Origin of the sequence: Arthrobacter sp. NPDC092385 (genome assembly GCF_044755105.1) — a bacterium.
GTDB lineage: Bacteria > Actinomycetota > Actinomycetes > Actinomycetales > Micrococcaceae > Arthrobacter_D.
Window position 1 is genome coordinate 289,306 of sequence record NZ_JBIVQL010000002.1, and the last position, 26,256, is coordinate 315,561.

The window sequence follows — 26,256 nt, forward strand, 5'->3', positions numbered from 1 at the left end:
GGTGGTGCTAGGGGGTGCCGGTCTTGGCCGTGACCTCATTGGCGAGGATGGCCAGGGACGCCGCGACCGAGTGGTCGAGATCCTCGACCTCGGAGTGGGCCCGGAGGACCACCATGGACTTGCCCTCGATGGAGATGGTCTTGCCGGCGGGGATCGCTTCACTGTCCGCGTACTTGCCGGCGGTGTCGATCACCTCGTCCCACGACGTCCCGTATTCATCCGAGGGGATCGTGAAGTCCACGGCCTCGTCATGGGCGTTGAAGTACAGCAGGAAGTTGGCGTCGACGATCCGCTGCCCGCGCGCGTCGCGGCCCTGGATGCCCTGGCCGTTGAGGAAGACCCCGATCGAACGGCCGAAGCCGCTGTCCCAGTCCTCGGGCGCCATGAGCTCGCCGGACGTGTCGAGCCATACGATGTCCGGAAGCGCCTCGCCCTCGCCGCGGCGCACGGGGCGCCCGTCGAAGAACCGGCGACGGCGGAACGTCGGGTGCTCGGACCGCAGGCGGTTGACTGCTGCGGTGAATTCGAGCAGCGGCTGGTCCATCTTGTCCCAGTGCACCCAGCTGAGTTCGGAGTCCTGGCAGTAGGTGTTGTTGTTGCCCTCCTGCGTCCGGCCCAGTTCGTCGCCGTGGAGCAGCATCGGGACGCCCTGCGAGAGCAGGAGGGTCGCGATGAAGTTGCGCTGCTGCCGCACGCGGATGGCGAGCACCTCGGGATCGTCCGTCGGTCCCTCGACGCCGCCGTTCCAGGAACGGTTGTGCGATTCGCCGTCGTTGTTGTCCTCGCCGTTGGCCTCGTTGTGCTTCTCGTTGTAGGACACGAGGTCGCGCAGCGTGAAGCCGTCATGGGCCGTGACGAAGTTGATGGACGCGACGGGACGGCGCATCGAGTGCTCGTAGAGGTCCGCGGATCCGGTGAGGCGCGAGGCGAACTCGCCGATGCTGGAGGGCTCCCCGCGCCAGAAGTCGCGGACCGTGTCGCGGTACTTGCCGTTCCACTCCGTCCACTGCGGCGGGAAGTTGCCCACCTGGTACCCGCCGGGACCGACGTCCCACGGCTCCGCGATGAGCTTGACCTGCGAGACCACGGGGTCCTGCTGCACGAGTTCGAAGAAGGCCGAGAGTCGGTCCACCTCGTAGAACTCGCGGGCGAGGGCGGAGGCGAGGTCGAAGCGGAAGCCGTCCACGTGCATCTCGGTGACCCAGTAGCGCAGCGAGTCCATGAGCAGCTGCAGGGAGTGCGGGTTGCCGACGTTGAGCGAGTTGCCCGTGCCCGTGGTGTCCATGTAGTACTGCTTGTCGTCCTCCACCAGGCGGTAGTAGGACGCGTTGTCGATGCCGCGCATCGAGATGGTGGGGCCCATGTGGTTGCCCTCGGCCGTGTGGTTGTAGACGACGTCGAGGATGACCTCGATGCCCGCGAGGTGGAGCTCGCGCACCATGGCCTTGAACTCCTGGACCTGCTCGCCCTGGTCCCCGGAGGAGTTGTACTTGTTGTGCGGCGCGAAGAAGCCGATGGTGTTGTAGCCCCAGTAGTTCGAGAGGCCCTTCTCCTGCAGCGTGCTGTCATTGACGAACTGGTGTACCGGCATCAGCTCGATGGCGGTGACGCCGAGCTTCTGCAGGTGCGCGATGACGGAGGGGTGCGCGATACCGGCATAGGTCCCGCGCTGCTCCTCGGGGATGTCCGGGTGCAGCTGGGTGAGGCCCTTCACGTGGGCCTCGTAGATCACGGACTGGTGGTAGGGCGTACGCGGCATGCGGTCGCCGTCCCAGTTGAAGAACGGGTTCACGACGACGCCGAGCATCATGTGCGCCGCGGAGTCCTCGTTGTTGACGGAGTTCTCGTCGCCGAAGTTGTAGCCGAACAGCGCCTGGTCCCAGTCGAGGTCCCCTGAGATCGCTTTCGCGTAGGGGTCCAGGAGGAGCTTGTTCGGGTTGCAGCGGTGTCCCTCGGCGGGGTTGTTCGGGCCGTGGACCCTGTAGCCGTACTTCTGTCCGGGGCTCACCTGCGGCAGGTAGCCGTGCCAGACATAGCCGTCGACCTCCTTGAGCTCGACGCAGGTCTCCGTGCCGTCCTCGTCGAAGAGGCAGAGGACGACGAGATCCGCGACCTCGCTGTAGAGCGCGAAGTTCGTCCCCGTGCCGTCGTAGGTTGCTCCCAGGGGATACGCATCGCCGGGCCATAGTTCCATGAGTTCTCCTTGGTGTTTTTCTGCCGCGGGCGCCTTACAGGGCGTCCGCGGTGGTACTCGCAGGCTTCGGGGGCCGTGTGCCCCCAGGCTTGCTCCATACATAGCGCATTCATCTGTCGGTCAGGTAAATCAGGGCGCTCACATCGTTAGGCGACGCTCCTCGAGGAGGTCCGCGACAATCGCTCCGATGTCGGCGGGCAGGTCCGAGACCACCACCGGGCCGCGCAGCGCGGCACGCTGCCCCGCCCTGCCGTGGATCAGTGCCCCGGCCGCCGCGATCGCGGCCCAGAGATCCTCCTGCGCGACGCCGATCCGGCCAGCCGCGCCGTCATCACCGGCAAGGGTTGCAGCGAGGGCCCCGACGATCCCGGAGAGCGTGTCCCCGGAACCGGCGGTGGCGAGCCACGGCGTCGCGTCGGCCTGGACGAACAGGGTACCGGAGGGTGCCGCGACGACGGTCGTGAACCCCTTGAGGAGCACCGTGGCGCCGGTGGTCTCGGCGGCCCGCAGCGCGAAATGCGCGGGTTCGGCCTCGATCGCGGAACGCTCGGCGTCCACGCCGCGCCCGGCCAGGAGCTGGCGCAACTCGCCGGCGTGGGGCGTGAGGATGACCTGCGGACCCACGCGCTCCGGCACCTGGGCGAGGGCACCGGCGTCGACGACGACGGGCAGGCCGGAGCGCATCGCGTCCTCGGCACGCCGGCGCTGGTCGTCGTCGTCCACGGCGCCCGGACCGACGAGCCACGCCTGCGATCGCTCCTCCGCGATCGAACCGGTGGAGGCCACCGCTTCGGGGTTCCGCTGGTGGACCAGGCCTGCGACTGCGGCGGGCCCGAGGTAGCGGACCATGCCGACGCCGGTCGCGAGAGCAGCACCGACGGCGAGTGCGGCCGCTCCCGGGTAGCGGGCTGATCCCGCGGCGACGCCGAGGACCCCGCGCGAGTACTTGTGGTCCCGGGGACCGGGGACGCGCAGGAGGGCCGCGGCGTCGGCGTCGAGCAGGCTCTGCGCAGCAGGGGTGAAGGAGGAGAAGTCGAGGCCGATGTCGACGATGTTCAGCTCTCCGGCGGCCACGGCGCCATCGCCGAGGAGCAGGCCGGGCTTGGCCGCCCCGAAGGTCACGGTGGCGTCCGCGGACAGGACCGGTCCGTCGACGAGGCCCGAGTCGACGCCGATCCCGCTCGGCAGGTCGCAGGCGACGACGATCGTGGAGCGCCGGCCGCGCGGCCCGGCTGCGCGGTCGAACGCCTCGGCGAAAGCCGCGGACGCACCGCGGAGGCCCCCGCTCGCACCGGTACCGAGAATGCCGTCGATGAGGATGTCGGCAGCCGCCGCGTGCTCTGCGAGGTCCGCGGTGTCGGCGTCATCGAGCCGGACCGTCGTGCCGCCGGCTCCGGTGAAGGCCTGGAGCGAGGCGGCGTGCACGCGCTCCGAGGTGAGGATCGCGGTCACGCCGACGCCCCTGCGCAGGAGCCTCTCCCCCGCATACAGGGCGTCCGCGCCGTTGTTGCCGCTCCCGGCCAGGACGACGGCGGTGGCCCCGTAGGTCCCCCGCCCGGCGCCCCGCAGCAGGCCGAGGGCGACGCCGAACAGCCCGTGGGCAGCCTTCTGCATGAGGGCGTTCCCCTGGCCGGCGTCGATGAGGGGTGCCTCCGCAGCGCGGACGTCACCCCCGGAAAATGCTTGGAGCATATGGTCGAGCTTAGCGGTAAGCCGGCCGATAATCAGTACGGTTACTATCTGCCCCGGGACGGGGCACGGCCTTCCGCTACGACCATCGCCGTGGCAAGGCCGCCGTCGTGGCTGATCGAGAGGTGCCACGTCTCGACGCCGCGGGCGCGGGCGGCAGCCGCCACGGTCCCGTCGACCACCACGGACGGCGCACCGGCCTCGTCCACCGCGATGGTGCAGTGCTGCCAGTTCATGCCGCCAGGAGCACCGAGGGCCTTGGCCACGGCCTCCTTCGCGGCGAAGCGCGCAGCGAGGGAGCGGGTGTTGAGCTCGCGTTCGGACGGCACGAAGAGCCGCTGGACGAGGGCGGGGGTCCGCTCGAGCTGCTGCCGGAAGCGCTCGATGTCGACGACGTCGACCCCGATGCCCACGATCATGCGGACACCCCTCGGGGTACCGCCACGACGACCCGTGGCGGTACCGGGGTGGAACTACTCAACCGTGACCGACTTCGCGAGGTTGCGCGGCTGGTCCACGTCGTAGCCCTTCGCGCTGGCGAGGGCGAGGGCGAAGATCTGCAGCGGGACGGTCGTCAGCAGCGGAGCAAGGAGCGTGGGCGACGCCGGCACGTAGAACACGTGCTCCGAGTAGGCCTCGACCGAGGTGTCGCCCTCCTCGGCGATGACGATGGTCACGGCGCCGCGAGCGCGGATCTCCTGGACGTTGGACACGACCTTGGGGTGCAGCGAATCCCGCGACTTCGGGGACGGCATGACCACCACCACGGGCTGGCCCTCCTCGATCAGTGCGATGGGCCCGTGCTTCAGCTCGCCCGCGGCGAAGCCCTCGGCGTGGATGTAGGCCAGTTCCTTGAGCTTGAGCGCGCCCTCCATGGCCACGGGGAACCCCACGTGGCGGCCGAGGAAGAGCACGGACTTGGCGTTGACCATGTCCACGCCGAGCTGCTTCATCTTGTCGGCGTCGTCGAGGATGGCCTGGATCTTCGCGGGGATCTCCGAGAGGTCCGCCAGCACGTCGGCGATCTCGTCGCGGTACTTGTTGCCCCGCAGCTGGGCGAGGTACAGGCCGAGCAGGTAGGCGGCGGTGATCTGGGCGAGGAAGGCCTTCGTCGAGGCGACGGCGATCTCCGGGCCGGCGTGGGTGTACAGCACGGCGTCGGACTCGCGGGGGATCGTCGAACCGTTGGTGTTGCAGATCGCCACGACCTTGGCGCCCTGCTCCCGGGCGTACCGGACGGCCATGAGCGTGTCCATGGTCTCGCCGGACTGCGAGATGGCGACCACGAGGGTCTTCTCGTTCACGATCGGGTCGCGGTAGCGGAACTCGTGGGACAGCTCGACCTCGGTGGGGATGCGGCACCAGTGCTCGATCGCGTACTTGGCCACCTGGCCGGCATACGCCGACGTGCCGCACGCGAGCACCACGATCTTGTCGACCGAGCGCAGGATCGACTCGTCGATCCTCAGCTCGTCGAGCACGAGGTTGCCCGAGACGTCGGACCGTCCGAGCAGGGTCTGCCCGACGGCGAGCGGCTGGTCGTGGATCTCCTTCTCCATGAAGGAATCGAAGCCACCCTTCTCGGCGGCTGCGGCGTCCCAGCTGACGTGGAACTCCTTGCCCTCGGCGGGAGCTCCGAAGAAGTCGGTGATGGTGACGTCCTCGGGCGTGATGGTGACGATCTGGTCCTGGCCGAGCTCGACGGCGCGGCGCGTGAAGTCGATGAAGCCCGAGACGTCCGAACCGAGGAAGTTCTCACCGTCGCCGAGGCCGACGACGAGCGGCGAGTTGCGACGGCCCGCCGCGACGACGCCGGGCTGGTCCTCGTGGATGGCGAGGAGGGTGAAGGCGCCCTCGAGTCGCTGGCACGCCTGCTGCAGGGCGAGGGTCAGGAGGTCACCCTCCGCTCCGCTCTCGACGAGCCCACGGTAGATGGACCCCACGAGTCCGGCGGCCACCTCGGTGTCGGTGTCCGAGAGGAAGGTCAGCCCTTCACCCGTGAGTTCGGCCTTGAGCTCGGCGTAGTTCTCGATGATGCCGTTGTGGATCAGCGCGAGCCTGCCGCCGTCGGCGAGGTGCGGGTGCGCGTTCTGGTCGGTGGGTCCGCCATGGGTCGCCCAGCGCGTGTGCCCGATCCCGGTGAGCGACCGCGGCAGCGGATCCGCCGCCAGTTCGTCGACGAGGTTCGTCAGCTTTCCGGCCTTCTTGCGCGACTCGATGCCTGCCGGCGTGATCACCGCGACACCCGCGGAGTCGTAGCCGCGGTATTCGAGGCGCCGGAGGCCCTCCATCACGACGTCGAGCGCCCCGTGCTGCGCCTCGGGCGCCTCCTGGTCGAATGCCGGAGCGACGGAGTCGAGCACCGATGAACCCTGGCCGTGGTCCCGGCCTACATATCCCACAATTCCACACATGTCACCTAGCCTACCGGTGGCTGGATTGGTTAATGCGCAGGGCACCGGGCAGAATCGACGGGTGAGTGACAGAAGCACGGGCACGCAACAGGCCACGAGTGCCGAGAATTTCACCCCCTTCGTAGAACTGGACCGCCAGATGTGGTCCCGCCTGTCCAACGAGATCGAGAGCCCCCTCAACGTCGAGGACGTGCAGCGCCTGCGCGGCCTCGGGGACGCACTGAACCTCGACGAGGTGCGGGAGGTCTACCTTCCCCTCTCCCGCCTGCTGACCCTCTACACGGCCGCTGCCGGGCGGCTGCACGCGGCCACCAACACGTTCCTCGGCGAGACGACCACCAGGACCCCCTTCGTGATCGGCGTCGCCGGTTCGGTGGCGGTGGGCAAGTCGACCACGGCGAGGGTGCTGCGGGAGCTCCTGCGGCGCTGGCCGGACACCCCGGACGTCGAACTCATCACCACGGACGGTTTCCTGTATCCGAACGCCGAACTCGAGCGGCGCGGCCTCATGCAGCGCAAGGGATTCCCGGAGTCCTACGACCGCCGCCGCCTGCTCCGCTTCGTCAGCGAGGTCAAGAGCGGAGCGGCGGAGGTGCGCGCACCCTCGTACTCGCACCTGACGTACGACATCGTGCCCGGGCGCGAGGTCGTGGTGCGGCGGCCCGACGTGCTGATCGTCGAAGGGCTCAACGTGCTCGCCCCCGCCCGGCCACGGCCGGACGGCATCACGGGCCTGGCGCTGAGCGATTTCTTCGACTTCTCCATCTACGTGGACGCGAAGACCGCGCACATCGAGCAGTGGTACATCCAGCGCTTCCAGTCCCTCCGGTCCGGTGCGTTCGCGGACCCGGAGTCCTACTTCCACCGGTACGCGAACCTGACCGACGAGGAGGCGCGCCAGACGGCGAAGGGGATCTGGGAGCGCATCAACGAACCCAACCTCGTGGCGAACGTGCTGCCGACGCGCGGCCGGGCGCAGCTCGTCCTCACGAAGGACGCGGACCACTCCATCCGCCGCATGCTCCTCCGGAAGACCTGAGGGTGCGCGTCCTGCCGGCGGTGATCGTCCTCCTGGCGCTGTCGCTGCCGGCGTGTTCAGCACCGGAGCCGACGGCCGGCGTGGACACGGGAACGGCCGTCGCGCCGTCGTCGGAACCGGGATCAGTGCCGTCGTCGGAACCGGGATCGGCGCCGGCATCGGAACCGGCCCCGCCCGCCGCTGACCTCCCGGCCCCCGCCGGCAGTCTTCCGGCGCCGGCCCAGCGCGAACCCGGTCCCGCCGTCACGGGCGAGGGTGCGGCCGCCGGTCCGCAGGCGCCTCCGGCCGGCGATCCGCATGCCGATCCCGGCGCCGTGGGCGTCGTCGTGAACAAGCGCCGCCCGCTCACACCGCTGGACTACGCGCCCGCCGAGCTGCGCCTGCCCGCGGTGGCGACGGCCGCCGAGAACGCGCTCCTGCGCCCCGACACGGCCGCAGCGGTGGAGGAGATGTTCGCCGCGGCGGAGGGCGACGGCGTCGGGCTCGTCCTCGTCAGCGGGTACCGCTCGTATGCGAGCCAGGAATCGACCTACGCCTACTGGGTGGGCCAGTACGGCGATCCGGCAGGCGCGGACACGGTGTCGGCGCGCCCGGGCTACTCGGAGCACCAGACGGGACTGGCATTCGATATCGGCCAGTCCGACGGCGCCTGCACACTGGTGCTGTGCTTCCGCGACACTCCCGCCGCGCAGTGGGCGGCCGCGAACGCCGCGGAGTTCGGGTTCATCCTCCGCTATCCCCTGGGTTTCCATGAGACCACCGGGTTCTCGGCCGAGTCCTGGCACTTCCGCTATGTGGGCAGGGACGTGTCCCTCGCGATGAAGGCGGCCGGGACGCAGACACTCGAGGAGCACTTCGGGCTGCCTCCAGCGCCGTCGTACTGATCGGTCGCACGGGGGCCTCCTCACACCGGAGGCAAACGCGAGGACCGTTACACGCCCTAATAGTAAGGGGGCTTGTCATATGTTCCGGTCTTGCCTACAGTTGCCAGATGCCTTCAACGGTTCAGTTCGTAGATGTTCAGCAACGGTAAGGAGCACTCATGATCAGCAATGACAACCTCGACCAGCTCACAACGGGCAAGGGAACGGTCTACACCACCGACGGCGAGAAGCTCGGCTCCATCGGCGAGCTCTACGTGGACGACACCACGGGCAACCCGAGCTGGGTCACCGTCAACACCGGACTCTTCGGGACGAAGGAGACCTTCGTCCCCCTCCAGGAAGCAACGATCGACGGCAACGACCTCCGGGTTCCCTATGACAAGTCCCTGGTCAAGGCGGCACCGTCGGTGGAGCGCGACGGGCACCTGAGCCCCGCCGAGGAAGAAGAGCTCTACCGCCACTACAGCCTCCACGGCACCAGCACCGGGACCGGCACGACCACCGGCACCACGACGGATACGGCTGCCGGTACGACGACCGGTACGCGTGGTGCTGTCGGTCATGACACCTCGGGTCCGACCACGGACGAGGCGATGACGCGTTCGAAGGAAGAGCTGCGCGTCGGCACCGAGACCCGGGAGACCGGGCGCGCACGGCTTCGCAAGCACGTGGTGACGGAGAACGTCAGCACCACGGTCCCGGTCAGTCACGAAGAAGTCCGCGTGGAGCGGGAGCCGATCACGGACGCGAACCGGGGCGAGGCCCTGGCCGGCCCTGAGATCAGCGAGGAGGAACACGAAGTGGTCCTCTCCGCCGAGCGCCCCGTGGTCGAGAAGGAAGCTGTTCCCGTCGAGAGGGTCCGCCTGGACAAGGAGACCGTCACGGAGCAGCACACCGTCAACGAGCAGGTCCGCGAAGAGCGCATCGACACGGACACCGACGGAACCGCGCGCTAGCAACGACAGGCGTCTGGGCAGCAGGTTCGCTGCCACTGCCGGTTGAGGCGGGGTACTGCACCAGTCAGTACCCCGCCTCAGCTCTGACTCCAGCACGTCAGCCCGACACCCCTTGCAGGTTTGGCTGCTCGTGTCGACCCCCATGCCCATGGTCGTGAGACCGGTGAAGTGGAATGCGTGAAGAGCCTAGTCTTGGTCGGTGGGCGGATCCGGATGGATCGCGCAAGGGACACACGGACAAGTCGGTGAGGGAATCAACGTGCTCGATGAGTATGTGCAGCAGTGGAGTGCGATTCAGACCGTGCGGGCAGCCGGCCTGGGTCTCGACGATGTCTTCACGACCTACTTCGGCATCACGGGCGATGCCGATGAGCTCGAGGTCCAGGGGTACCTGACCGGCCTGGTCATGCTCCCGGCATCCCAGCGGGACCTGCTCGCCCAGGCCATCAATGAACTGCTCGACAGCACCGGCTCCCTGGCCGACGGCGCCCACTACAGCACCGAGGACACAGCGTCCTTCTCCGGATACGGCGACTATCTCCGCACGCTGGCACTCTCCCCCGACGAATACGACTTCAACGCCCCGCCGGCCGGGGATCACAGCACCAGTACCACCGACAGCACGGACGTCCATGCCCTGGATTCCACCCAGGCCGCAGACGGAGGGGCAGACGATGCCGACCCGGACGAAGCCGAGTTCCGGCGCCTCCATGCTCTGTACGAGTCGGGATTGCTCGAGACGGGGCCGGAGGAACGCTTCGACAGGATCACCCGGCAGGCCAGGGATTACTTCGGTGTCAGCTCAGCCTCCATCGCCCTGATCGCGGAGGACTTCCAGGTCATCAAGTCCGTCGTCGGGCCCATCGGGCAAGACCTCCCGCGGGGCATCGCACTGTGCGCGAAGACCATCGAGCACGATCGCACGCTGGTCATTCCGGATGCCGGCACCCACCCGGAGTGGCGGGACCATCCCCTTGTCGCAGACGGTCCGAGAATCCGCTTCTACGCAGGCCATCCCATCTGCACGGCCGACGGCTGGCGTATCGGCACCCTCTGCCTGATCGATGACCAGCCGCGGCCTTTCACCGACGAGGACGTGCAGGTCCTGCGGCGCCTCGCCGCGCAGGTACAGATCGAGATCTGGGTCTGACAAGGACTGCCAGCCCGATGGCGCACAGCAGTTGTAAGCCTACTTAGTTTGCTTTCGGGCGTCTTACCGATAGTCTCGTGCTGACACCGGGGTCCAGACAAAGGCCATGGTTCTGACGAACACAGGAACGGCTATGACAGAACTCTTGCACCCAGTCCCTACCGCCTCAGTCCCCACGACTGCATCCGCCGCGACGGGTGACGTCGCTTCGCTGGCCGAATCGGCCACCAGCCTCCAGGTTCCCGGCATGCGGGCCGCCCGATCCGAGCGTGACAGCACCCTGCTGCATGAGGATCTCTCTCCTGGGGACCTGGCAGCCCTGTCGACCAGGCAACTCCGCGTCATGGTGAACCAGGCCTACAAGCTGATGGACACCGCCTATCCGCCCGCCGGCGCCACCGACCGATACGAGATGATCGTCGACGAACTCGAGCACCGTGCACAGCAGGCCATGGAACGTGGCTCCGTGCACCAGCCCAAGGAAACCTTCCGTGACAACCCCCTGTACTGCCGGTTCGAGTTGTTCATCGACGGCACGATGGCCGCCTACGTGAAGTACACGATGGTCGGGGCGCAGATCATCCTCCGTGACGGCGTGGAACAGCCCGCCTTCCGTGACCAGGGCGTCGACGCAACCCTTATGCGCCACGTGGTGCTCAACGCCCACAAGCGGCGCCTGAGCCTCGTTCCGCAGTGCCCCATGGCATTCTCGTTCCTCGCCGACAACCCGCAGTACCGGTCCCTCACCGCCCGCACGGGACACTAGGAGTCCGAAGGACAGGTTCGGGGATGCGGGGCCGACGTCGGCCAGGTCGGCCAGGAACTCGACGGTCGGTCACGGAAGAGACCAGGGTTCGTTTGTCGATCGGACGGATCGGAAACCTCTTTGGTGCCGATCACGTGATGATCACAGCGAATCCTTACGGGCATCGTCTGGGCGAAAGAAAATCGCACCCGGACACATGAGAAGAGGTAGTGGACCCAGGGGCTCACTACCTCTTCCCATGTGCTATCCGGGAATCTCAAGAATTCCTGGATATTCGACAATGCGCCTCTCGAGGAGCCTTATCGATTCGTGCTGTTAGTTCTGTTCCAATCTGATCTCACCAAGATCTGCCGTGCAGACCGTGGAGGTATCGCCCGACCGGTCGACGGCCTGGCCGAGGACGGCCACGGGGCCGACGCTCACGCCGCAGATCTGCGCCACGACCTGGGCGGCTACACCGATATTGACGTCCTCCAGAATGGTGACATCGCCGACGGCAACGTTGACGAGACCATCCTGGATCTGGATCGGACGGGCGGCAGACGCCGGGGCGACTCCCGCTGAGAAGAGCAGCGCTCCGGCGAGAGTCGCTCCTGCAGTGGCTTTTGCAATCGATCGCATGAACTCACTCCTTCTAGTTGTGATCCCCATCACATGACAATAACAGTAAGCATACTTACTTTTCAAGTGGTAGAGCCGCTCGATCTCAGAAAGGTCCGGAGCCGTGACTGCTCCTGGGTCCTGGAGCAGGCCGCTCACTTGCCGGACCGAGTTCTCACAACGCGGCCCGGCCCCGGATAGGTGAACGACACGGAGCGTTTACGCGGCGCGCCAGGACCGGAAACGCACGCTCACTAGCGTCGGGGGAAAGCAGGAACACCACCCCTGGAGGACTTCCGTGAGCATCGACGAAGCAGCATCCCCCACCCCGAGCGCAACGGCTACCGCGAGCGCCCCCGCCCTGAACCACCGGCCCGGTCGATGGATCGATGACTGGGACGCCGAGGACACCACCCAGTGGAACAGCGTCGGCAAGGCCATCGCCAAGCGCAACCTCCAGTGGTCCATCGCCTGCGAGTTCCTCGGATTCGTGGTGTGGCAGCTCTGGTCCATCGTCGTCGTGTACCTGCCCGCTGCGGGCTTCACCTTCTCGACGTCGCAGATCTTCTGGCTGATCTCGATGCCGTCCCTCGTCGGAGCGACCCTGCGCATCCCCTACACCTTCATGGTGCCGAGGTTCGGCGGGCGGAACTGGACCATCATCTCGGCCCTCCTCCTGCTGATCCCGACCGTCGGGCTCGCCCTCTGCGTCTCGGACCCGGAGACGCCCTTCGGCGTGATGCTGGCGGTCGCAGCACTGGCCGGCTTCGGCGGCGGCAACTTCGCCAGCTCGATGGCCAACATCACCTTCTTCTACCCTGCCCGCGAGAAGGGCTGGGCACTCGGCCTGAACGCCGCGGGAGGCAACCTCGGAGCGGCCGTCGCACAACTCGTGGTCCCCATCGCCGTCGTGCTCGGTGCCGCCGCGACCCTGGACCTGCCGCTCGCCGGCTGGATCTGGGTGCCGCTGATCCTCGCCGCCGCCTTCGGGGCCTGGAAGTACATGGACAACCTGTCCAGCGCCAGGAGCGACTTCGCGGGGTCCCTGGCGGCCGTCCGGGAACCGCACCTGTGGATCATGGCGCTGCTGTACATCGGCACCTTCGGCTCGTTCATCGGCTTCGCCGGCGTCTTCCCGAAGCTGATCGCCGACACCTTCCCCGCCTTCTCCCAGATCTCCATGGGCCCGGTCACGCTGGGCCTGGCCTTCCTCGGCCCCCTCGTCGGCTCCCTCGCCCGCCCCTTCGGCGGACGCTTGGCCGATCGGTTCGGCGGCGCGCTCATCACGGTGTGCGCCTTCGCCGTCATGGCGTCGATCGCCCTCACCGTCGTCTGGACCCTTCCCCTGGCCAACTTCTGGCTCTTCCTCGCACTCTTCCTCGTCCTCTTCGCCGCGGCCGGAGCCGGCAACGGCGCCACGTACCGCATGATCCCCGTCATCTTCGCCCGGCGGGGTGCGGCGGCCGGATCGGTGGAGTTGCGGGAATCCGTCAGCACCGCCCGCAAGTCCGCGGCAGCCCTCGGGCTCATCTCGGCGGTCGGCGCCTACGGCGGGTTCCTCATCCCCCAGGTCCTCAACGCCTCGAAGGGCGCCTCGGGCAGCTACGACGGCGCGTTCTACGGCTTCGTCGGAGGGTACGCGCTGATGCTGGCCGTCACCTGGTTCTGCTACCTTCGCCCCTCCTCGACGCTCGGCAAGGTCTGAGCGATGCGGCAGGCCGGGGACGGGCAGCACACCCACTGCCCCTACTGCGCCCTCCAGTGCGCCATGACCGTCACGCCGACCGCCTCACCGGGCGGCGGGCACGACGGCGCGACGGTCACCGGCCGCGACTTCCCCACCAACCGGGGCGGCCTGTGCCGGAAGGGCTGGTCCGCGGCCGAGCTGCTCGACCATCCGGACCGCCTTCGGGCCCCCCTGGTGCGCGACGCCGGAGGGGTCCTCCGGGAGGCGGCCTGGGATGACGTCCTGCACCTCGTCGCAGACCGGGTCCGCAGCATCCAGGCCCAGCACGGCCGGGACGCCGTCGCGGTCTTCGGGGGTGGGGGCCTGACCAACGAGAAGGCCTACACGCTCGGCAAGTTCGCCCGCCTCGCCCTCCGCACGTCCCGCATCGACTACAACGGCCGGTTCTGCATGTCCTCCGCTGCCGCCGCCGGCAACCGCGCCTTCGGCGTCGACCGCGGCCTCCCCTTCCCCCTCGAGGACCTCGACGCCGCCTCCGTGGTCCTGCTCCTCGGCTCCAACGCCGCGGACACCATGCCGCCGTTCATCCAGCACCTCCGCGGCGCGCAGGCAGCGGGCGGACTGATCGTCGTCGACCCGCGCCGCTCCGCCACCGCCCGCCTGACCGAGCAGGGCAGGGGCATCCACCTGCAGCCCACGCCGGGCACGGACCTCGTGCTCCTCCTGGGCCTGGCCCACGTGGTGGTGGCCGAAGGCCTCGAGGACCGGCGCTACCTCGAGTCCCGGACGGACGGGTACGACGACGTCACCCGGGGCCTCGCGCGCTGGTGGCCCGAGCGCGTGCAGGGCATCACCGGGGTGCCCGCCGCGACGATCCGGGCCACGGCGAGGCTCCTCGCGAAGGGTTCCCGCAGCGGAGCGGACGGCGGTGCGGGCACCTACATCCTCACCGGCAGGGGGATCGAGCAGCACGCCGACGGCACCGACACCACCACCGCCGCGATCAACCTCGCCCTCCTGCTCGGCCTGCCCGGCACGGCGCACAGCGGCTACGGAACGCTGACGGGCCAGGGCAACGGGCAGGGCGGCCGGGAGCACGGGCAGAAGGCGGACCAGCTGCCGGGGTACCGGAAGATCACGGACCCGGCGGCGCGTGCACACGTCGCCGCCGTGTGGGGAGTACCCGAGGCGTCGATCCCGGGGCCCGGCCTGCCCGCCGTCGAACTCCTCGCCTCCCTCGGGGAACCCGACGGCGTCCGGTGCCTCTTCGTGCACGGAGCGAACATCGCGGTGTCGGCGCCGAACGCCCCACGGGTCATCGACGGCCTGCGCTCCCTCGACCTGCTCGTCGTCTCGGACTTCTTCCTGTCCGAGACGGCCGCGATGGCCGACGTCGTCCTGCCCGTCCTGCAGTGGGCCGAGGAGGAGGGCACCGTGACCAGCCTGGAGGGCCGTGTCCTGCGCCGACGTGCGGCCGTGACCCCTCCCGCCGGCGTCCGCAGCGAGCTGTGGATCATGCAGGAACTCGCCCGCCTGCTGGAGGCCCCGTCCCTGTTCAGCGACGATCCGTCGACGATGTTCGACGAGCTCGCTCGCGCCAGTGCCGGCGGCATCGCGGACTACTCGGGGCTGGACTACGGCGTGCTCGACGCCGGAGCGGCCGCGTACTGGCCCTATCCGCCCGGGTCCGGTGGAACGCCCCGCCTCTTCCTCGATTCCTTCTGCCACCCGACCGGCCGCGCCGTCCTGGTGCCGGTCGGCCCGCGCTCCGACGCGGCCGCCGCCCGCTTCCCTGCACCCCTGCTCCTGGCCACGGGCCGGCTCCTCGAGCACTACCAGTCCGGCGCGCAGACGCGGCGCGTCTCCGAGCTGCTCGCAGCGCAACCGGCGGCACGCCTGCAGCTCCACCCCGCGACGGCCCAGGACCTCGGCGTACGGCAGGACGACGCCGTCGTCGTCACGAGTGCGCACGGTGAGGCGCACGCGCTCGCCGACCTGACGGCCGACATCCGCCCGGACACCGTCTTCCTCGCTTTCCACTACGCGGGCGCGGGAAGCGCCAACCGCCTCACCGGCAGCTCCACGGACCCGGTCTCCGGCATGCCCGAGTTCAAGACCACACCCGTCCGCGTCAGGCCACTGCACGCCGCCACCCACCACGTCCTCACCAGCCGACTGGAGGCCATCGCATGAGCAGCACAGCCGCGAACGGTAGGGAGCGCATCGTCGTCGTGGGGTTCGGGCCCGTCGCCGCACGGCTCGTCGAGCACCTCGAGCCCCTGGTCCGTGCCGGGCGCGTGGCCCTGACGGTGATCGGCCAGGAACGGGACGCCGCGTACAACCGCGTGCTCGTCGCGGACGTCGCCGTCGGCCGCACGCGGGAAGCCGCGATCACCCTCGCGGACCCGGCAGCCCTCTCGGCCGCCGGTGTGGACGTTCGCCTCGACGCCCGCGTGGCCCGGATCGACCGGCCGTTCCGGCGGGTGCTGCTGGAGGACGGGCAGGTGATCGGCTACGACCGCCTGGTGCTCGCCACCGGCTCCCGCCCCGTCCTGCCACGCCTCGACGGGATCGACGCCACCCGCGCCCTCCCGGCAGGCGTGAGTTTCCTCCGCGACCTCGGCGATGCCCGCGCGCTGTCCGCAGCCCTGGCCGCACAGCAGCGCATCGTGGTGCTCGGCGGTGGGATCCTGGGGATCGAAGCCGCCCTCGCAGCCGCCGAGGAGGGAGGCAGGGTCACCCTCGTGCACCACGGCCGCTCCCCCATGGAACGGCTCCTCGGCGAGGGCGCGCGCGTCCTGGCGGCGGCACTGCGGAGGGCCGGCATCACCGTGACGGCCGGAACCACCAGCGGGATCCTGCTTGCCGACGGGCGCTTCACGGGCCTCGCCCTCGACGGCGGCGGCCGGGTGGACGGGGATGCCCTCGTGCTCGCCTGCGGCGTGCGGCCACGCACCGAACTGGCCGACGGCTGCGATCTCGACATCGCGGACGGCATCCTGGTGGATCATTCGCTCCGCGCACTCGGCACGGGAGACATCTGGGCGATCGGCGACTGCGCGGAAGTGCGCTGCCGGGACAGCTCCTGCGCGGCCTGCGCCGGTCCGACCACCCCGCAGGGCCTTCTCGGACCGGGCTGGCAGCAGGCGGACCAGCTCGGCCTGGCCCTGGCGGCGGAGCTGTCGGGCACCCCGGCCGCCGTCGCCGGCCCACCCGAGCGACGGGATCCGGTCCTGGTCCTGAAGGCACGCGGAGTCGACGCCGTGACCGCAGGCGAGACGGATGCCGACCCCTGGACCGAGGAAGCGGGCCTCGCCGTCGCCGTCTGGGCCGACCCGGGCCACGGACGCTACGCGAAGATGGTGACGCGCGACGGCGTCCTGACGGGACTCGTGTGCGTCGGCATGCCGCGGACGGGCGCGGAGCTGGTCCTGCTGTTCGAGCGCGGCAGCGAACTCCCGGCCGATCGGTCCAGCCTGCTGCGTCTCGACAGCACCGAAGGCGTGTTGGCCGCGTTGCCTCCCGGGCCTGACGCGACGCTCTGCCGGTGCGCCGGCGTCACCCGGGGAACGGTGCAGGAGTCGGTGGCCGGCGGCTGCTCCTCCGTGGCGGACGTGTCCGCCGGCACGCGGGCAGGAACGGGGTGCGGCGGCTGCCACGAGGACATCCGGGCCGTGATCGAGCAGCACTTCGCCGTGGCGGTGGCGTCATGACGGTCGGGGCGCGCGCCGGAATGGACGGCGGCCCGGCGACGCATGGCGGAGGACGCACCGGCCGCGCCGGGCACGGCCTACACGTGCAGGCGGTAGCCGCGCTTGACCACGGTCTCTACCAACCCGGGATCGGGGAGCGACTTCCGCAGCCTGTTCACATTCATGTCGAGCGCGTGGCCGGCGCCGGTGTGCGCAAGGAGGCCCGTCAACGCATCGCGGCTCAGGACCGCCCCACGTGCCGAGAGCAGTGCCTTGAAGAGCACGAGCTGCGCCGGCGCGAGGTCCACCTGGACCTCGTCCACCCGGACCGATCGGCCCCGCACCTCGACGTAGCCGGAGCGCGTGCGGAGCTGCTCCACATGGTGCTCGGCGAGGTGGTCGCAGACGAGGCGGATCAGTGCGCCCATGCGGAAACGCTCGGGCACGATCGGCTGGATCCCGGCGTCGATCAGGGGTTGTGCGGTGACGGGCCCGACGGCGGCCGCGAGGACGCTCCGGCGGAACCGCTGGACGAGTTCTTCCTGGAGTCCCTGCTCGGCGGCCGTGCTGAAGAGGGCATCCACGGCAGGCGCGCTCGTGAAGGTGACGCAGTCGAGCTGCCCCGCACACACGGCGTCGATCAGCCGTGGCAGCCGCTCCGACCCCTCGGGCTTGATCCAGCGGTACGGCGTGACGGTGAGCAGCGTGGCGCCCGCGGCCCGGAGGCGTTCGAGCTGGTGGGCGTCGGCATAGGCGTGCAGCTGCACGCCTATGGTCAGCCCTGACAGGTCCTGCTGCAGCAGTTCGTCCACGAGGGTCGCCGTCGTCTCGTCGGAACTGATGCCGACGTCGTCGAGCCCCGCCGCGCGCACCGCACCCCTGGCCTTCGGACCGCGGACGTAGATGCGGCCGTTCCCGAGGACGTCGAGGAGGTCGTCGCCCAGCCCGGCGGCGTCGGCCGCCTCGAACCAGCGGCGCATGCCGTAGGCCGTCGTGATGAGGAAGAGGTCGGGGCGGGCGGCCACCATGGCCGCGGTGTCCGAGAGCAGCTCCACGTCCTCCGCGATGGGCGCGATCTTCAGGGCCGGCGCGTGGAACACCGAGGCACCCCGCCGCTCCAGGGCGTCGATGAGGTCCCCCGAGCGGCGGTCCGACGTCACGCCGATGCGGAACCCGGAGAGCTGCCCTCCGGCTCCGTCCGTGCGGGCGGTCTCGGTCACGATGCCAGCGATTCGGTCAGCCGGGCCAGCTGCGCGGCCCCGCCCTGCAGGTCGAGGCCCACGCGCACCACCTCGCCGATCACGAGCACGGCCGGCGACTGGCACCGGGCGGCCCCGGCCGCCGTGACGATGCTGGACAGCGTGCCCGCCGTCGTCCGCTGGGACGCGCTGTACCCGCGCTCAACGACGGCGACCGGCATGTCCGCCCGCATCCCGGCCCTGCCGAGGCCGGCGACGAGCTGCGGGAGTGTCGAGACACCCATGAGGACCACGATCGTCCCGCCGAGGCCCGCCAGGTGCTCGTGCTCCGCATCGCTCAGCGGGGCGTGCCCGGAGACGACCGTGAACAGGTGGCTGACGCCCCGGTGGGTGACCGGGATTCCGGCGGCAGCGGGAACGGAGATCGCCGAGCTGACCCCTGGTATCACGCGGCACGGCACCCCGGCCTCGAGGCACGCAGCCAGCTCCTCGCTGCCCCGACCGAAGACGAAGGGGTCCCCGCCCTTGAGCCGGACCACGTGGTGGCCGGCGAGTGCGTGGCGGACCAGGAGATCGTTGATGCCGGCCTGCGGGACGCGGTGGTGGCCCGGCAGCTTCCCGACGTCGACGAGTTCCGCCGCCGGGGCGAGCTCCGCGAGCGCCTCGGTGGGAGCCAGGCGGTCGTAGAGCACGACGTCGGCCTCCCGGAGTGCTGCGGCGGCGTCGAGGGTCAGGAGTCCGAGTGCGCCCGGTCCGCCCCCGATGAGCGTCACCGTGCCGGCCTCCAGCGCAGCGGCCTCGCGGACGAGCAGGACCCCGGCCCGTCCGCACGCTTCGCGCAGCATCCCGGCGCCGCTCGAGGGGTCGCCCACGAGGACGGCGAGCGCGGCGCCGTCGAGCACGGCTTGAGTGCAGCGGGCCGCGTCGTCCTGCCGGTCGACGACGGCGCCGGCGGCCCGATACCTCGCGACTACCCGGCGTGAGGTTTGCTCGGTCCCGACGACGATCACGCGGCGGTCGGCCAGGTCGATGTCCAGGTGCATGGCTCAGCCCTCCAGGGTTCCGGTTGCGGAGCGGACGGGGATCGCGGCTCCGAGGTTGGTGCGGCGTGCCTGTTCCTCGATCTCGGCGGGGGTGGCCGGGCGCCGCTGGCCGCGCTCCTCGACGAGGACGATCGACTGGTCGGCGGCGTCGGGGGCGTTGACGAAGGACCGGAAACGGCGGAGCCTGTCCGGATCCTTGAGGGTCGCGGCCCATTCGTCCTCGTAGTGCTCCACGTGCCGGGCCATCGCCTCCTCGAGGTCCTCCGCGATACCGAGGGAGTCGTGGATGACGACGTCGCGCACGTGGTCGAGGCCGCCGTCGAGATCATCCATCCAGCGGGCAGTCCGCTGCATGCGGTCCGCCGTGCGGATGTAGTACATGAGGTACCGGTCGATGTAGCGGACCAGCGTCTCGCCGTCGAGGTCCTGCGCCAGGAGCTGCGCGTGTGCGGGCTGGAAGCCGCCGTTGCCGCCGACGTAGAGGTTCCAGCCCTGGTCGGTGGCGATGACGCCCACGTCCTTGCTCCGCGCCTCGGCGCACTCACGCGCGCATCCGGAGACCCCCATCTTGAACTTGTGGGGAGCGCGCAGCCCGCGGTAGCGCAGTTCCAGGTCGATCGCCATGGCCACGGAGTCCTGCACGCCGAACCGGCACCAGGTGGACCCGACACAGGACTTCACGTTCCGGAGGGCCTTGCCGTACGCCTGCCCGGATTCGAAGCCGGCCTCGACGAGGATCTTCCAGATCTCGGGCAGCTGCTCGAGCCGAGCCCCGAAGAGGTCGATCCGCAGGGCGCCGGTCAGCTTGACGTACAGGCCGAACTGCTCGGCGACCTGCGCGATGACGGCCAGCTTCTGCGGGGTGATCTCCCCGCCCGGGATGCGCGGCACCACGGAGTAGGTGCCGTTGCGCTGCATGTTGGCGAGCGCGCGGTCGTTGGTGTCCTGGAGCGCGCCCCGGCCGCCGTCGAGCACGTACTCGCCGCGCTGCGTGGCCAGGATGGAACCGATAGCCGGCTTGCAGATGTCGCAGCCGTGCCCGGCCTTCGCCTCCTCGGAGGCACCGAAACGGCGGATGATGTCCTGGAAGGAAGCGAGGTCCAGGGCCTGGATGGCTTCGAACAGCTCGGGCCGCGACATGGCGAAGTGCTCGCAGATGCCCTTCGAGACGGTGCGCCCGGCCTTCGTGAGTTCGCTGTCGAGCAGCTTCTTGAGCATCGGGACGCACGAGCCGCACTGCGTCCCCGCGCGTGAGCACGCCTTGAGCGAGGGCATGTCGAGGGCAGGCTCGCCAGCCGCTCCCTCCTCCCCCGTCCCGTGCACCGCGGACCGGCAGGCACCGGCGGTGACGTTGTTGCAGGAGCAGAGGATGACGTCGTCGGGCAGGTCGGACTGCGGAGCCTCGCCGCCGCCGGCGGAGGAGAGGTAGGCGCCGGGCTCGGCGGGCAGCTCGCGGCCCAGCAGGGGCCTGAGCGAGGAGTAGGGTGCGGCGTCGCCGACGAAGATGCCTCCGAGCAGCGTCCGGGCATCGTCCGTGACCACGAGCTTCTGGTAGAGGCCGCGGGCCGGGTCCGCGTAGACGATCTCGAGGCTGCCGTCGGTCTCCGCGAGCGCATCGCCGAAGCTCGCGACCTCGACGCCGGAGAGCTTGAGCTTGGTGGCGGTGTCGAAGCCCGGGAAGGTGGACACTCCGCCGAGGATCCCGTCGGCGCATACCTCGGCCATGGCGTTGGCCGGGGCGACGAGCCCCATGCTGACGCCCTCGTAGCTCGCCACCTCGCCGATCGCCCAGATGCCGGGCATCGCCGTCTCGCAGCCGGCGGTGATGACCACGCCGCCGCGGGGCGCGACCTCGAGCCCGGCATCCCGTGCCAGCTCGTCCCGCGGCCGGATGCCGACGGCGAACACCACGAGGTCCGCGGGGAGGACGGTCCCGTCGCTCAGCGCCACGCCGGTGACCTGCCCGCCGTCGTCCGTCTCGATGGACGTCGGCGCGCCGCCGCAGTGGATGCCCAGGCCCTTCGCGGAGATGAGGCGCCCGAGTGCCTGCCCGCCGCCCTGGTCGAGTTGCGCGTTCATGAGCCAGCCGGCCCGGTTGACGACCGTCGATTCGGCGCCGAGGTGCTGCAGCCCGCCGGCCGCCTCGAGGCCGAGGAGTCCTCCGCCGATGACGACGGCGCGTGGCGCCCGGCCGAGACCCGCGGCGAGGCGGGCGGTCTCCGTCCGGAGCCACTGCACGTCGTCGAGCGTGCGGTAGACGGCGGCGTGCTCCCCGCCGGGCAGCGGCAGCCGCACGGCGTCGGACCCGGTGGCGAGGACGACGTCGTCGTAGGCGTACTTCTCACCGGACTCCCCCACGACGCATCGTGCAGCGAGGTCGAGCTGGACCGCCCGCTCCCCGGTCACGAGCCGGATGGCCGGCTCCCGCCACATCAGCTGTTCGCCGAGGCTGAGGTCCACGTCGCCGGTCAGCGCACTGCTCAGCGCCACACGGTCGTAGGGAGCATGCACCTCCTCCGTCAGCACGGTGATGGCGAGCCCGTCCGTGCCACGCCGCCACAGGGCTTCCACGAACCGGTGGGCTGCGGGTCCGCCGCCGACGACGACGATGCGGCGCTGGGCCGCGGTGGGGGCGCCCTCGGCGGGCCGGGATGATCGCGTCTCGCTCATGGGTGCCTTCCGTCGGGACCGGGATGGCCCTGTCTCTGGTCCCACAGTACGAAGCGGCAATTTCTCTTGTGTGTCGCGGATGTATCGCAAGGTTAACTTCGGGCTCACGGGCGGGCAGGAGGGCCGTGAGGCGCAAGTTACCCGGGCGCAACAGCCCCGGGACGTGCGCGTCACGTGCGCTGCCTAGCGTTGAGCCGAACGCATCAGCCATCGAGGAGAACGCCATGACCGAGCTCATCCTGCAGCGTCCCGCCACCACTCGTGCCACCTGGATCGCCGTCTGCCACCTCGAGGACCTCGAGGAGTGCTGGGGCGAGGCAGCGCTCGTAGGACGCGAACAGATAGCCCTGTTCAGGCTGCCGGGTGACCGGCTGCACGCGGTCGGCAACATCGATCCGCGGACCCGCGCCGCGGTGATGGCCCGGGGAATCGTCGGGTCCCGCGGCGCGCTGTCCACCATCGCGTCCCCCCTGCACAAGGAGGTCTACGATCTCGCGAGCGGCGCCTGCCTGTCCGGCGGGGAAGGCCTCAGGGCCTATCCGGTGCGGTGCGTCGACGGCGTCGTCGAGGTCGACGTCGCCGCCTGAACGTCACCGGATTGCTTCCCGGGGATGCTTCAATGGCTGGCATGACCGAGCACTCCACCCCCGCCGACACCCCCACAGCCGCACCCGTCCTCATTGCCTGCGCGCACGGGACGGACAACGCCCAGGGGCGCCGTGAGATCGACGCCGTCCGTGCGGGGATCTCCGCGCTGCGTCCGGACCTGGACGTGCGCGAGGCCTATGTCGACGTGCAGGAACCGGACCTCGTCGACGTCGTGGCATCGCTTCCGCCGGGTCGTGCGGCCGTCATCGTGCCCCTGCTGCTGTCGGTGGGCTACCACGTGAAGGTGGACATCGCGCGGGCTGCCGCCAGCAGGGAGGGGACGGTGTCCGCACTCCCGCTGGGACCGGATCCGCGGCTCGCGCACGTCCTGCAGCAACGCCTCGCGGAAGCCGGGGTGGCTGATGGCGACGCCGTGGTGCTGGCCGCCGCGGGGTCCTCGGATGCCTGCGCGGCCGAGGACGTCGCCGAGGTGCAGGCAGTGCTCGCGGAACTCCGGACGGGCCCGGTGCGGCCGGGCTTCGGCTCGAAGGCCTCCCCTTCCGTCCCCGCCGCCGTCGCGGCGTACCGGGAGGATCCGGGAACGACGCCGGTGGCGCTCGCGCCCTACCTGCTCGCGCCCGGGTACTTCCACGACCAGCTGGCGAAGGCCGGGGCCGACGTCGTCAGCGCTCCCCTGCTGCCGAGCCCTGTCATCGCCGAGATCGCCCTGTCGCGGTACGACGACGCCGTGGCGCGCGCCAGCGGTGTGGGGACCGGGAAGGAAGCGCCCTGCGCGAGGGCGTGCCGTGCACTGGTGTCGATGTGTGTCCGGAGCGGCTCGGTCCAGCAGGCCTGATGCCGGTCTTCCGGTCTACCGTTCGTCGGGTCTTCCGGTCTCCCGGTCTCCCGGTCTCCCGGTCCTCCGCCCAGAGGACGGGGATCAGGCGACGGGTTCCAGGGAGAGACGATCCTGGACGGTCGCGGCGAGTTCCTCGGCGATGCGCTGGGCCGTATCGGTGTCGGCGGCTTCAACCATCACGCGCACCACGGGTTCCGTGCCGGAAGGGCGGAGCAGTACGCGCCCGGTCTCGCCCAGGACGGCTTCGGCCTCTCGGACAGCCTCCTGCACGCCCTCGTCCGAGCTGGCCGCCGTGCGGTCGACGCCCGTGACGTTGATGAGCACCTGCGGGAGCTTCGTCATGACGGCGGCGAGTTCCTTGAGGCTCTTGCCCGTGGCGGCCATGCGCGCCGCGAGCTGGAGCCCGGTGAGCACGCCGTCGCCCGTCGTCGCGTACTCGGCGAAGATCACGTGGCCGGACTGCTCGCCACCGAGGCTGAAGTCGCCGTCCCGCATGCCCTCGAGGACGTAGCGGTCCCCGACGCCGGTCTCCTTGACGGTGATGCCGGCCTCGCGCAGGGCGATCTTCAGGCCGAGGTTGCTCATGACGGTAGCCACGAGCGTGTCCTCCTTGAGCTTCCCGGCGTCCTTCATGGCAAGGGCCATGACGGCCATGATCTGGTCGCCGTCCACGATCGTTCCCTCGTGGTCGACGGCGAGGCAGCGGTCCGCGTCGCCGTCGTGCGCTATGCCGAGGTCGGCTCCGTGCTCGAGCACCGCGGCCTGCAGCTTGCCGAGGTGGGTCGAGCCGTAGCCGTCATTGATGTTCACGCCGTCGGGGTCGGCGCCGATGACCACGATGTCCGCGCCGGCATTCTTGAAGACCTCGGGCGAGCAGCCGCTGGCCGCGCCGTGCGCGCAGTCGAGGACCACCTTGAGGCCCTCGAGGCGGTGCGGCAGGGTCTGGAGCAGATGGACCACGTAGCGGTCCTCGGCGTCCGCGAACCGCTGGATCCGGCCGACGTCGCCGGCGACGGGGCGGAGGCGGGCACTGGCCATCTCGTCCTCGATCGCGTCCTCGAGGGCGTCGCTGAGCTTGTTGCCGCCGCGGGCCAGGAACTTGATGCCGTTGTCCGGTGCGGGGTTGTGGGAGGCGGAGATCATGACACCGAAGTCGGCGTCGAGATCGGCGACCAGGAAGGCCGCTGCAGGCGTGGGCAGCACGCCGGCGTCGTAGACGTCCACGCCCGAGCTGGCGAGGCCGGCCTCGACCGCGGCGGCGATGAACTCACCGCTGATGCGGGGGTCCCGGGCGATCACCGCGGTGGGGCGCCGGTTCCCGTCGACGGCGTTGTGGCCGAGGACGACGGCGGCCGCCTGGGCCAGCTGCAGGGAGAGTTCCGCCGTGATCAGGCCATTGGCCAGACCGCGCACACCATCGGTGCCGAATAACTTGCTCATGGTTGACCATCCTAAGGGGAAAGCTGAGGCGGCTCGGGTGCGCCTCCTGCAGGTTAAAGCAAGAAGCCCGTCCGGAACCCCGGACGGGCTTCTTCGCGTGTCTTCCGAGCTTTAGCGCTTGGAGTACTGAGGCGCCTTGCGGGCCTTCTTGAGGCCGGCCTTCTTGCGCTCGATGACGCGGGCGTCACGAGTCAGGAAGCCTGCCTTCTTGAGGGCGGGGCGGTTGTTCTCGCGGTCGATCTCGTTGAGCGTACGGGCAACACCGAGGCGCAGGGCGCCGGCCTGGCCGGACGGGCCACCACCGTGGATACGGGCGATGACGTCGTACGCGCCGTCGAGCTCGAGGAGCTTGAACGGATCGTTGACTTCCTGCTGGTGCAGCTTGTTCGGGAAGTAGTCGGCGAGCTCGCGCCCGTTGACGATCCACTTGCCGGTGCCGGGAACGAGGCGCACGCGGGCGACTGCTTCCTTGCGGCGTCCGACGGCTCCGCCGCCGACGGTCAGCGCAGGGCGCTCCTTGACGGCGGTTTCGCTGCCTTCGGTGGACTCTGAGGTGTAGCTCGTGAGCTCCTCAGTCGGTTCGTTCAGCTCTTCAGTGTTCTGAGCCACGGTTCTCCTTGAAGTGATTTCTTAGTGTTGGTGGCCAGGACTACTGGGCGACCTGGGTGATTTCGTACGTGGTGGGCTGCTGTGCGGCGTGGGGGTGCTCGGCGCCGCGGTAGACCTTCAGCTTGCCGATCTGCTGGGCGGCGAGCGAGTTCTTGGGCAGCATGCCGCGGATAGCCTTCTCGACTGCGCGCTCCGGGTTCTTGTCCAGGAGTTCGACGTAACTGGTCGACTTCAGGCCGCCCGGGTAACCCGAGTGGCGGTAAGCGCGCTTCTGCTCGAGCTTGGAGCCGGTGAGGGCAACCTTCTCGGCGTTGATGATGATGACGAAGTCGCCCATGTCCATGTGGGGGGCGAACGTCGCCTTGTGCTTTCCGCGCAGCAGGATAGCTGTCTGGCTGGCGAGGCGGCCGAGCACAACGTCGGTTGCATCGATTACGTGCCACTGGCGGGAGATATCGCCTGGCTTCGGGGTGTACGTACGCACGGTTATGGCCTTCGTTTCTATTTCGGTGTCGCCCACATCCACGGAGTGCTCCGTGCCCGCGGGCTCAGCTTATTCATGCGTTACCGGAACTTCAGGTGAGGGCTGAAATACGACCAGTTATCCCGTGAACCTCGGCTCCGCCCCCGGGCCAGGTGGTTCTGCAACTGAACCGCTCCGGAGGGCGCAGACGTATCGAGTTGGGATACGCACAACGACTACCAAGGTTAGCCTGTTGGCGCACCCTAGGTCAAAGTGAGCCGGTCAGAGCCATCGCCGGCGCACGTGGGGGCGGT

The 26,256-nt window shown here is 69.7% G+C and carries 21 protein-coding genes; 10 read left to right on the top strand and 11 right to left on the bottom strand.

Annotation, left to right across the window (positions count from 1 at the left end; translation table 11 throughout):
• Positions 1-7: 7 nt before the first annotated feature.
• The 4 genes from glgX to glmS form a co-directional block, all read right to left on the bottom strand.
• A complete protein-coding gene (glgX, locus tag ACIQCY_RS04465) occupies positions 8-2,194 on the bottom strand; it encodes a glycogen debranching protein GlgX (RefSeq protein WP_400482689.1) in 2,187 nt (728 codons plus the stop codon).
• Positions 2,195-2,332: 138 nt separating this feature from the next.
• Complete coding sequence (locus ACIQCY_RS04470; protein ID WP_400482690.1) at positions 2,333-3,886, bottom strand: bifunctional ADP-dependent NAD(P)H-hydrate dehydratase/NAD(P)H-hydrate epimerase; 1,554 nt, start codon at positions 3,884-3,886, stop codon at positions 2,333-2,335.
• A gap of 44 nt (positions 3,887-3,930) precedes the next feature.
• Entirely contained in the window at positions 3,931-4,302 is a 372-nt protein-coding gene (locus ACIQCY_RS04475) for a holo-ACP synthase (RefSeq protein WP_400482691.1), read from the bottom strand.
• A 54-nt stretch (positions 4,303-4,356) separates the two neighbouring features.
• The gene (glmS, locus tag ACIQCY_RS04480; protein ID WP_400482692.1) at positions 4,357-6,297 is read right to left on the bottom strand and encodes a glutamine--fructose-6-phosphate transaminase (isomerizing); all 1,941 of its coding nucleotides are present in this window, start codon (positions 6,295-6,297) and stop codon (positions 4,357-4,359) included.
• A gap of 61 nt (positions 6,298-6,358) precedes the next feature.
• Between glmS and coaA the strand changes: the two genes are divergently transcribed.
• The 5 genes from coaA to ACIQCY_RS04505 all read left to right on the top strand — a co-directional run bounded on the left by coaA (position 6,359) and on the right by ACIQCY_RS04505 (position 11,092).
• Positions 6,359-7,336 (top strand): type I pantothenate kinase, encoded by a 978-nt coding sequence (gene coaA / locus ACIQCY_RS04485; RefSeq protein ID WP_400482693.1) that lies wholly within the window; start codon positions 6,359-6,361, stop codon positions 7,334-7,336.
• Positions 7,337-7,338: 2 nt separating this feature from the next.
• Complete coding sequence (locus ACIQCY_RS04490) at positions 7,339-8,220, top strand: D-alanyl-D-alanine carboxypeptidase family protein (RefSeq protein ID WP_400482694.1); 882 nt, start codon at positions 7,339-7,341, stop codon at positions 8,218-8,220.
• Positions 8,221-8,378: 158 nt separating this feature from the next.
• Entirely contained in the window at positions 8,379-9,176 is a 798-nt protein-coding gene (locus tag ACIQCY_RS04495; protein WP_400482695.1) for a DUF2382 domain-containing protein, read from the top strand.
• A gap of 259 nt (positions 9,177-9,435) precedes the next feature.
• Positions 9,436-10,326, top strand: a complete 891-nt coding sequence (locus ACIQCY_RS04500; protein WP_400482696.1) for a GAF domain-containing protein — start codon at positions 9,436-9,438, stop codon at positions 10,324-10,326.
• Positions 10,327-10,459: 133 nt separating this feature from the next.
• Positions 10,460-11,092, top strand: coding sequence for a GNAT family N-acetyltransferase (locus ACIQCY_RS04505; RefSeq protein ID WP_400482697.1), 633 nt, complete (start codon positions 10,460-10,462; stop codon positions 11,090-11,092).
• Between the two features lie 315 nt (positions 11,093-11,407).
• Here ACIQCY_RS04505 and ACIQCY_RS04510 read toward each other — a convergent pair whose 3' ends face one another.
• Positions 11,408-11,713: a hypothetical protein gene (locus ACIQCY_RS04510; RefSeq protein WP_400482698.1), complete on the bottom strand. Its 306-nt coding sequence runs from the start codon at positions 11,711-11,713 to the stop codon at positions 11,408-11,410.
• A 277-nt stretch (positions 11,714-11,990) separates the two neighbouring features.
• Here ACIQCY_RS04510 and ACIQCY_RS04515 point away from each other — a divergent pair, with 277 nt between their 5' ends.
• Genes ACIQCY_RS04515 through ACIQCY_RS04525 form a run of 3 tightly spaced genes read left to right on the top strand, consistent with a single transcriptional unit; the run spans position 11,991 to position 17,092 of the window.
• A complete protein-coding gene (locus ACIQCY_RS04515; RefSeq protein ID WP_400482699.1) occupies positions 11,991-13,397 on the top strand; it encodes an MFS transporter in 1,407 nt (468 codons plus the stop codon).
• Positions 13,398-13,400: 3 nt separating this feature from the next.
• Entirely contained in the window at positions 13,401-15,572 is a 2,172-nt protein-coding gene (locus ACIQCY_RS04520) for a molybdopterin oxidoreductase family protein (protein ID WP_400482700.1), read from the top strand.
• Entirely contained in the window at positions 15,569-17,092 is a 1,524-nt protein-coding gene (locus ACIQCY_RS04525; protein WP_400482701.1) for an FAD-dependent oxidoreductase, read from the top strand. Before ACIQCY_RS04520 ends, ACIQCY_RS04525 begins: the two co-directional genes overlap by 4 nt.
• Before the next feature lie 77 nt (positions 17,093-17,169).
• Here ACIQCY_RS04525 and ACIQCY_RS04530 read toward each other — a convergent pair whose 3' ends face one another.
• The 3 genes from ACIQCY_RS04530 to nirB are packed head-to-tail and all read right to left on the bottom strand — an operon-like array spanning position 17,170 to position 21,983.
• The gene (locus ACIQCY_RS04530) at positions 17,170-18,291 is read right to left on the bottom strand and encodes a uroporphyrinogen-III synthase (protein WP_400482702.1); all 1,122 of its coding nucleotides are present in this window, start codon (positions 18,289-18,291) and stop codon (positions 17,170-17,172) included.
• Positions 18,288-19,313, bottom strand: coding sequence for a uroporphyrinogen-III C-methyltransferase (cobA, locus tag ACIQCY_RS04535; RefSeq protein ID WP_400482703.1), 1,026 nt, complete (start codon positions 19,311-19,313; stop codon positions 18,288-18,290). The genes ACIQCY_RS04530 and cobA overlap by 4 nt, the downstream gene beginning before the upstream one ends.
• Positions 19,314-19,316: 3 nt before the next feature.
• The gene (gene nirB / locus ACIQCY_RS04540; protein WP_400482704.1) at positions 19,317-21,983 is read right to left on the bottom strand and encodes a nitrite reductase large subunit NirB; all 2,667 of its coding nucleotides are present in this window, start codon (positions 21,981-21,983) and stop codon (positions 19,317-19,319) included.
• A 224-nt stretch (positions 21,984-22,207) separates the two neighbouring features.
• Here nirB and nirD point away from each other — a divergent pair, with 224 nt between their 5' ends.
• Both nirD and ACIQCY_RS04550 read left to right on the top strand, forming a co-directional pair.
• Positions 22,208-22,570: a nitrite reductase small subunit NirD gene (gene nirD, locus ACIQCY_RS04545; protein ID WP_400482705.1), complete on the top strand. Its 363-nt coding sequence runs from the start codon at positions 22,208-22,210 to the stop codon at positions 22,568-22,570.
• Between the two features lie 32 nt (positions 22,571-22,602).
• Positions 22,603-23,427 carry a sirohydrochlorin chelatase gene (locus ACIQCY_RS04550; protein WP_400482706.1) on the top strand — a complete coding sequence of 275 codons (825 nt, stop codon included), beginning with the start codon at positions 22,603-22,605 and terminating at the stop codon, positions 23,425-23,427.
• An 84-nt stretch (positions 23,428-23,511) separates the two neighbouring features.
• Here the strand turns inward: ACIQCY_RS04550 and glmM are convergent, their stop codons facing one another.
• From glmM to rplM, 3 genes are all read right to left on the bottom strand, one after another.
• Positions 23,512-24,870, bottom strand: a complete 1,359-nt coding sequence (gene glmM, locus ACIQCY_RS04555) for a phosphoglucosamine mutase (RefSeq protein WP_400482707.1) — start codon at positions 24,868-24,870, stop codon at positions 23,512-23,514.
• Positions 24,871-24,981: 111 nt separating this feature from the next.
• Positions 24,982-25,479, bottom strand: a complete 498-nt coding sequence (gene rpsI, locus ACIQCY_RS04560; RefSeq protein WP_055768155.1) for a 30S ribosomal protein S9 — start codon at positions 25,477-25,479, stop codon at positions 24,982-24,984.
• A 40-nt stretch (positions 25,480-25,519) separates the two neighbouring features.
• A complete protein-coding gene (gene rplM / locus ACIQCY_RS04565; protein ID WP_055768152.1) occupies positions 25,520-25,963 on the bottom strand; it encodes a 50S ribosomal protein L13 in 444 nt (147 codons plus the stop codon).
• Positions 25,964-26,256 lie beyond the last annotated feature (293 nt).